Source organism: Streptomyces sp. NPDC127084 (genome assembly GCF_042724175.1).
In the GTDB taxonomy this organism is placed as follows: domain Bacteria; phylum Actinomycetota; class Actinomycetes; order Streptomycetales; family Streptomycetaceae; genus Streptomyces.
This window is the reverse complement of the sequence record NZ_JBHXFA010000215.1, coordinates 1-8,819: the sequence shown is the minus strand read 5'-3', so window position 1 is coordinate 8,819 and position 8,819 is coordinate 1. Positions and strand designations below refer to the sequence as shown.

The 8,819-nt window shown below is 72.4% G+C and carries 3 protein-coding genes; all 3 read left to right on the top strand.

From position 1 onward, the window contains the following. Positions 1 to 46: 46 nt before the first annotated feature. The gene (locus tag ACFWI9_RS31100) at positions 47 to 631 is read left to right on the top strand and encodes a DUF6817 domain-containing protein (RefSeq protein ID WP_387167674.1); all 585 of its coding nucleotides are present in this window, start codon (positions 47 to 49) and stop codon (positions 629 to 631) included. Positions 632 to 1,001: 370 nt separating this feature from the next. Next, positions 1,002 to 1,799 carry a thioesterase II family protein gene (locus ACFWI9_RS31095; protein ID WP_387167670.1) on the top strand — a complete coding sequence of 266 codons (798 nt, stop codon included), beginning with the start codon at positions 1,002 to 1,004 and terminating at the stop codon, positions 1,797 to 1,799. Positions 1,800 to 2,142: 343 nt separating this feature from the next. Further along, positions 2,143 to 8,819 (top strand): SDR family NAD(P)-dependent oxidoreductase (locus ACFWI9_RS31090; RefSeq protein ID WP_387167667.1); only part of this gene is annotated, 6,677 nt, incomplete at its 3' end.

Below are 8,819 nucleotides of genomic sequence, written 5' to 3'. Positions count from 1 at the left end.
CGCGGTCCGGCCGCGGGCCAAGGCACGGACGGTGCCGACCCGAGCGATGGAAGGATCCCGTCCCGTGCCTGATTCCCCTGCCACTTCCCGTCAGGCCGTCGCGCTTCTGCGCGACCTCGGCGCCGCGGAGATCGCCCATCCAGGCGGCACTCTCCTCGCGCACCTCCAGCGCGTGCAGGAGCAACTCGCCGCATGGGACGCCCGTCCCGCCCTCCAGCTCGCGGGCTTGTGCCATGCGTTCTACGGCACCGACGGCTTTCCCACCGCACTGCGGTCACCCGACCACCGCCCGGAACTGTCGGCGGTGATCGGCGCCGAGGCCGAAGGCATCGTGTACCTCTACGCCTCGTGCGACCGGGAGGCCACCTATCCGACACTCACGGACGCCAACGCCTCCTTCCGTGACCGCTTCACCGGCCAGGCCGGCATCATGGAGCCGCAGACGCGCCGCGACTTCGCGGAGTTGTCGGCCGCCAACGAACTCGACCTCGCCCGCATCGACCCCGCCTTCCGCGAGAAGTGGGGAGCTGAACTGCTCGCCCTGTTCACCCGCTTCCGCCCCCTGCTGAGCCAACCAGCCTGGACGGCGTGCCGCACCGTGCTCGTCTCGGATCCTTCCGCGCGGGACTGAGCGGCGGACATCGTCCCTCGCGCGGCACGTTCCCTTACGTCACCCGGCATCGCCACCGCATTCGCGGAGGGCGCACGCCGCTCTGCCAGATCTCGTCGGCGTAATTTCAGAATGCCCTTTGCGTAGCTGAGTTGACACCCACAATGGAGTGAGGCCGCGTTGTGGAATTCGTCGCGGCGAGCACCCGGGCGCGAGGCCGTACGGCAGGGCGCGGGGTTGTCCACGTCCCGCCGGACGGGTCAGTCAGGTCAGGAGCACGGCGGGCGCGGTCTGCGTATGGAGGCTTCCCGTAGTGGCACGCGCTTCGGTGCTGGTGCCGGTCCACTGTAGGGGGGCCTAGGGGTTGGCCGGGTGTGAGCTGGTGAGCAGCATGGGCCGTGACCGTGCGGCCAGGGAGGAATCAGCGATGGCGGGAGCCACCACCGACAGCAGGGAATGGGTTCGGCTCTTTCATCCTGCCGCGGCACCCAAGGCACGCGTCGTGTGTTTTCCGCACGCAGGCGGGTCCGCGACCTTCTTCCACCCCGTGTCCGGTGCCCTGCAGCCCGACATCGAGGTGCTGGCCATCCAATACCCCGGGCGCCAGGATCGGCGCGCCGAGGACCCCATCACCGACATCGCCACCCTGGCCGACCGGGTCTTCGACGCGCTGCGCCCCCGACTCGCCCGTGAGCCCCGGCCGGCCTTCTTCGGGCACAGCATGGGCGCCACTGTCGCCTTCGAGGTGGCGGTGCGCATGCGGCGGGAAGGGCTCGCGCCCAGCGTGCTGATCGCTTCCGGGCGCCGGGCGCCTTCCCAGCACCGTACGGAAGGCGTCCATCTGCGCGACGACACCGGGCTGGTGGCCGAGATCCGCAAGCTCAACGGCACTGACGCCCGGCTGCTGGACGACGAGGACATGCTGCACGCCATCCTTCCCGCCATGCGGGCCGACTACCGTGCCATCGAGCGTTACGTCGGTGACCCCGACGCCGTCCTCGACTGCCCGGTCGAGGTCTTCGTCGGTGACACCGACGAACAGGTCACCCTCGAAGAGGCCCATGCCTGGCAAGGGCACACCACCGGCGACTTCGCCGTCCACGTCTTCCGGGGCGGCCACTTCTATCTCACAGCGCGCCCCGCCGAGACGATCGAGCGGCTCGCCTCGGCGGTGCGCTCTCGCGCCTGATCGCCGTTCGCGTTCGCGTTCGCGTTCGCGTTCGCGTTCGCGTTCACCGAGAGGGTCGTCGCGGTGGTTGTTTCCCGTACCCGGCGCCGCTTTCTTTCATCCGGAATTCAGTCCGCTGGTGAATTCCGATTTCGCCCCCCGACTCCGGGCTCTGTGCTGTGCGAAGGCTGGTTTTCTTCCTGTTCGCTCCGGCGCCCCTAGGGGTGAATAGGGGTGTTTCGCCACCTTCGTCGAATCTAGCCTGGCGCCCGAGGCGGCGCGTCGTTGGTGGCCTCTTCCTCACAGATGTGTGCCGCGGTGCGGTGCGGTAATTCCTCATGTCCCGGAACAGTGGAGTGCGCGGATGAGCGAGTCCAGGGATCTCATTCCTGACGAGGTGGCGGACGACGAGAGGCCGGGCGACGGGGAGGCGCTGATCCGGCGGTTGCGGAGTCTGCCGGTCTCGGCCCGTGAGGCTCTGGTACTGGATCTGGTGCGCGCTCGCACGGCTGCCGTCGTGGCCGGTCTCGGCCTCGGTGACGGCGGTACCGTCGAAGCCGGACTGCCCTTCCAGAAGCAGGGGTTCGACTCACTGGCCGCCGTCGAACTGCACGCGGCGCTGGTGGCCGCCACCGGGGTGGATCTGCCCGTCACCATGGTCTTCGACCAACCGACGCCCGTCGCGCTGGCCCGTTTCCTGTCCGGGCGGTTGATGGGCGAGCCATTCGCCGGGAGGGTGGCCGAGGCTCAGCGGACGGGCCCGGTGGACCTCGATCCGCACGAGCCGATCGCCATCGTCGGCGTCGGCTGCCGCTATCCCGGCGGCGCGACCTCGTCGGACGCGCTGTGGCGCCTGGTGGCCGAGGAGCGCGGCACTCTATCTCCCCTCCCCACCGATCGCGGCTGGGATGTGGACGGCCTCTACGACCCCGACCCGGCGACACCAGGCAAGAGTTACGTTCGCGAGGCCGCCTTCCTGGAGGACGCGGGGGGCTTCGACGCCGAGTTCTTCGGGATCGGACCGCGCGAGGCCTCCGCCATGGACCCGCAGCAACGGGTGGTGCTGGAGCTGTGCTGGGAGGCTCTGGAGCACGCGGGCCTCGATCCGCACTCCCTGCGCGGCAGCCGGTCCGGCGTCTTCATCGGCGCGGAGCCGCAGGAGTACGGGTTCCGGCTGCACGAGGCACCCGACGGCCTTGACGGCTACCTGCTCACCGGCGTGGCACCCAGCGTGGTCTCCGGTCGTGCCGCCTACACGCTCGGCCTTGAGGGGCCGACTCTCACCGTGGACACAGCCTGTTCGGGCTCGCTTGTGGCGTTGCACCTCGCGTGCCAGTCGCTGCGACAGCGTGAGTGCACGCTCGCCCTGGCAGGCGGTGTGGCCGTCATCGGCAGTCCCGGCGTCTTCACCTCCTTCAGCCGTCAGCGCGGCCTGGCCCCGGACGGAGTGTGCAAGCCGTTCGCGGCGGCGGCCGACGGCACCGGCTGGGGTGAGGGGGCCGGCGTCCTGGTCCTCATGCGGCTGTCCGACGCCCGCCGCGGCGGACACCGCGTACTCGCCGTCATCCGCGGCTCGGCCGTGAACCAGGACGGGGCCTCCAACGGGCTTACCGCGCCCAACGGCCCCTCCCAGCAGCGGGTCATACGGCAGGCCCTGACGGCCGCCGGTCTGCATCCGGAAGACGTGGACGCGGTGGAGGCGCACGGTACGGGAACGACGCTCGGCGATCCGATCGAGGCCCAGGCGCTGCTGGCGACGTACGGGCAGACACGCCCCGCCGACAGGCCGCTCTGGCTCGGCTCCCTCAAGTCCAACATCGGGCACACCCAGGCGGCGGCCGGTGTCGCTGGCGTGATCAAGATGGTCATGGCCATGAGGCACGGCATCCTGCCCCGGACACTCCATGTGGACCGGCCCACACCGCACGTGGACTGGTCCACGGGTGCCGTGGAGCTGCTGACCGAAGCCCGCCCGTGGACGGTGGAGGGACGCCCGCGCCGGGCCGGTGTGTCCTCGTTCGGCATCAGCGGTACGAACGCCCACCTGATCCTGGAGGAGGCGGAGGAATCGGAGGAGATGCCGGCCGAACCGGTTCAGCAGGACCCGGCCGAGCGTCCCGCCGCCATGCCCGCCTCTTCCCGGTCGGCACCGGAACCGCCCGTGCCGCTCGTCGTGTCGGCCCGTAGCCGGGCCGCGCTCCGTGCCCAGGCGGAGCGGCTGCGTGCCCACCTCACCAACCCCGCCCGCCGCGCCGACACCGACACCAACGACCTCGCGGACATCGGATACACCCTCGCCACCGCCCGCGCCGCGCTCGAACACAGGGCGGTCCTCCTGGTGCACGGCAGGGAGGACGCCCTGCGCGCCCTCGCCGCGTTGTCGGCCGGTGAGCAGGATCCCGCCCTCGTCACCGGGGAGCCCACCGAGGGGCGGACCGCGTTCCTGTTCTCCGGGCAGGGCAGCCAGTGGGTCGGCATGGGACGTGAACTCTACGAGCGCCAACCGGCCTTCGCGCGGGCCATGGACGAGGTCGTGGGGCATCTGGACCTCCAGCTCGACCGGCCGCTGCTGGACGTGATGTGGGGCACTGCGCCGACGGACGGTGACGGGAATCCGCTGGACCGGACCGAGTACACACAGCCCGCGCTGTTCGCGTTCGAAGTGGCGCTGTACCGGCTGCTGGAGCACGGGGGTCTGGCGCCGGACGTCGTGGCGGGTCACTCGGTCGGTGAGCTTGCCGCCGCCCATGTGGCGGGCGTGCTCTCCCTGGAGGACGCGGCGATGCTGGTGGCGGCACGGGGCAGACTGATGCAGGCGCTGCCCGAGGGCGGGGCCATGGTGGCCGTGCGTGCCACCGAGCCACAGGTGCGTGCCGCGCTCGGTGAGCGTACGGATGTCGGTGTGGCCGCCGTGAACGGCCCGTCCACGGTGGTGATTTCCGGTGCGGCCGACTCAGTGGCCGAGATCGCCGGGCAGTTCGAGCGGACCGTCGCACTGCGGGTGTCGCACGCCTTCCACTCGCCTCTCATGGAGCCGATGCTGGCCGAGTTCCGGCGGGTGGCCCAGGTCCTGGACTACCACCCGCCCACGATTCCGCTGGTATCCACCGTGACGGGCGCCGAGGCGGACGCCGACGACCTGTGCGACCCCGAGTACTGGGTGCGCCACGCGCGTGAGGCGGTGCGCTTCCACGACAGCGCGACCGCGCTGGAGCGCGCAGGGGCCACCGTCTTCCTGGAGGTCGGTCCGGACCGCACCCTGGCCGCTATGGTCCAGGAGTGCGTGAGCGGCGAGGACGTGCTGTCGGTCGCGCCGCTGCGCCGCGAACGGCCCGAGGAGCCCGGTCTGCTGGCCTGCCTCGCCCAGTTGCACGTGCGTGGCCGTACCGTGCGGTGGAGTGCGGTGCTCGAACCGACCCCCGGCGGCCGGGCACCTCGCCAGGTGGACCTGCCGACCTATCCCTTCCAGCACCGGCACTACTGGCTGCATGCCCCCGCCGTCTCCGGGGACGCCACCGGATTCGGTCAGGCACCGGCCGTACACCCGCTGCTGGCTGCCATGGTGGCGCTGCCCGGTTCGGACGGCCTGGTGCTCACCGGGCGGCTGTCCCCCCGGACGCATCCCTGGCTGGCCGACCACGTCATCCTGGACACCAACCTGCTGCCCGGTACCGCGTTCGTGGAACTGGCCGCACACGCTGGTGAACTGACGGACTGTCCGTGGATCGACGACCTCACCATCGAGTACCCGCTCGTCCTGCCCGAGCGGGGCGGCGTCGCCCTCCAGGTGACGGTGGGCGGCCCCGACGCCTCCGGCCGCCGCGCCCTCGCCGTCCATTCCCGCGCCGAGGACCGGGGCGACGACGTGGACGGCGGGGACGGCCGGGAGGAGGAGGCGTGGACCCGGCACGCCTCCGGGGTCCTCTCCCCCATCGAGCTGCCGGTCGCCGCGCCGCTGGCGGCCCACGGCGGCGGTGTGTGGCCTCCGCGTGGCGCGACACCCGTGGACGTCTCCGCCCTGTACCGCGACCTCGCCGCCCTGGGGTACGGCTACGGGCTGCCGTTCCAGGGCGTGCGGGCGGTCTGGCGGCACACGGACGGTGTGTACGCCGAAGTCGCGCTGGACGACGCGACCGCCGTCGATGCCGGTGCCTACGGTCTCCACCCGGCTCTGCTGGACGCCGCCCTGCACGGCGCCGACTTCCTCACCTCCGACACGCTCCCGCAGGACGCGCCGGCCGCCATCCCGTTCGCCTGGTCCGGAGTGCGGCTGCACGCGAACGGTGCCGCGCACGTGCGGGTGCGCATCACCGCCGCGGACGGTGCCGGGTCCGATGGCCTCGCGCTGGAGATCACCGACACTGCCGGCGCCCCCGTGGCGACGGTCGCCTCCTTGGTGTCCCGCCCGGTCCCGGCCGGACGCCTGAACACCTCCGGGGCGGACCCCCGGCCCGTGTACGGCCTCACCTGGCAGCGCGGCCCGGCCGTGCCCGTTTCGTCGGCACCGGGCGCATGGGCCCGGGTCAGCGGAGCGACCACGCTCGCCGCTCTGCTCGACGCCCCGGCCAGACTGCCCGGGGTGGTCCTCGCCGAACTTCCCTCGGCGGAGGCCGGGTCGGACTGCACCGTGCCGGACCGGGTGCGGGCAGCCACCACCTGGGCACTCGAACTCCTGCGGACCTGGCTGGTCGAGGAGCACGGCAGCGGCGGTGACAGCCCACCCCCGACGACACGGCTGGCCTTCGTGACCCGGGGCGCTGCCGCCGTGGGCGCCGACGAGGAGGTCACCGACCTGGCGGGGGCCGCCGTACGCGGCCTCGTGCGTTCGGCCCTGGCCGAGTATCCGGGCCGGGTGGTGCTCATCGACGACGACGCGGTCCACCCCACTTCGGCGGGGCACCTCGCGGCGGCGGCGCTGGCTGCGCCCGAGCCCGAGATCGCGCTGCGCCACGACGCGCTATGGGTCCCGCGGGCCGTACGCGTCCCCGCCCCGGCGGAGCACGACGCACCTGATGTGGAGCCGTGGAGCACGGTCGGCACGGTGCTGATCACCGGCGGGACGGGAGGCGTGGGCCGGGAGATCGCCCGACATCTGGTGACCCGGCACGGGGTACGCCATCTGCTGCTGGCCGGGCGACGGGGCGAAGCCGCGGACGGAGCGGCCGAACTGGCGGCCGAACTGGGCGCGCTCGGCGCCCGGGTCCGCACAGCGGCCTGCGATGTAGCCGACCGGGCCGCCCTCGCCGACCTCCTGGCCGGCATCGACCCCGCCCACCCGCTCACCGGCCTGGTGCACGCGGCCGGGGTGCTCGACGACACGCTGCTCGCCGGTCTCACCACCGAGCGGATCGACAGTGTGCTGCGCCCGAAGGCCGACGCGGCATGGCATCTGCACGAGCTGACCCGCGGGCTGCCGCTGACCGCGTTCATCCTCGTCTCCTCGACCTCCGGCCTGCTCGACGCCCCCGGACAGGGGAACTACGCGGCCGCCAACGCCTTCCTGGACGCCCTCGCCCACCATCGCCGAGTTCAGGGCCTGCCCGCCCAGTCCCACGTGTGGAGCCTGTGGGCCGGTGGCGAGGGCATGGGCAGCGGCCTCGGTTCCGCCGGTCTGCGGCGCATCGAACGCCAGGGTCTGGCACCGCTCACCCCCGCCGAGAGTCTGGCCCTGTTCGACAAGGCCTCGACGGCACCCGACACCACTGTCGCCCTGACCGTGCGGATCGACGCGGCTGCCGTCCGGGGCCGCCCGGACGGCATCCCGCCGCTGCTGCGCGCCGTCGTGCGGCCCGCACGGCACACCCCGGCTTCCCGGCCCCCCCTTGGCGTGCGGCCCGGCACGGAACAGGAGCTGCCGTTCGCGCACACCCTGCTCGGGCATCCCGAGCCCCAGCGGGAGGGCCGGGTGCTGGACCTGGTGCGCGACCGGGTGGCCGCCGTACTCGGCCATGACGACGCGACAGCAGTCGAACCTGCCCGCGCGTTCAACGAGACGGGCTTCGACTCGCTGGCCGCCGTCGAACTGCGCAACCTCCTCAACAGCGCCACCGGCCTACGCCTGCCGTCCACCCTGATTTTCGACCACCCCACACCGCGCGCCCTCGCCGCGCACATCCTCCGGGCGTCGCTGGACACCGACGGCGGAAGCACCGCGGCTTCGGCGGTTCCGACCACCGCGACCGCAACCGCGACCGCGGCAGCCTCTGCCGACGAAGAACCGATCGCCATCGTCGGCATGAGCTGCCGCTACCCGGGCGGGGCGACCTCTCCGGAACGGCTGTGGGACCTGGTCGCCGGGGGCACGGACGGCGTGTCGCCCTTCCCCGAGAACCGCGGCTGGGACGTGGCGAACCTCTACGACCCCGAGCCTGGCACACCCGGACGCTCCTCCACCCGCGAGGGCGGATTCCTGCACGACGCCGCCGAGTTCGACCCGGCGTTCTTCGGTATCAGCCCCCGCGAGGCGCTGGCCATGGACCCGCAGCAGCGCCTGCTGCTGGAGGGCTCCTGGGAGGCGCTGGAGCGGGCCGGGATCGACCCGGTGTCGGTACACGGCAGCCCGACGGGTGTCTTCGCCGGCGTCATGTACCACGACTGGGGCACCCGGCTGCACGACGTGCCCGAGGACATCGCCGGCTACCTGGGCAACGGCAGTCTGGCGAGCGTCGTGTCCGGCCGGGTCGCCTACGCGCTCGGGTTGGAAGGCCCCGCGGTGACCGTCGACACCGCCTGCTCGTCCTCGCTGGTGGCACTGCACTGGGCGATCCACGCGCTACGGCGCGGAGAGTGCGCGCTCGCTCTGGCGGGCGGTGTGACGGTGATGTCCACGCCGGACACCTTCATCGACTTCAACCGGCAGCGCGGACTCTCCCCGGACGGCCGTTGCAAGGCGTTCTCGGCGACGGCGGACGGGGTGGGCTGGTCCGAGGGTGTGGGTGTGCTGGTCCTGGAGCGTCTGTCGGACGCGCGGCGCAACGGGCACCGGGTGCTGGCGGTGGTGCGTGGTTCGGCGGTGACCCAGGACGGTGCGTCTAACGGGCT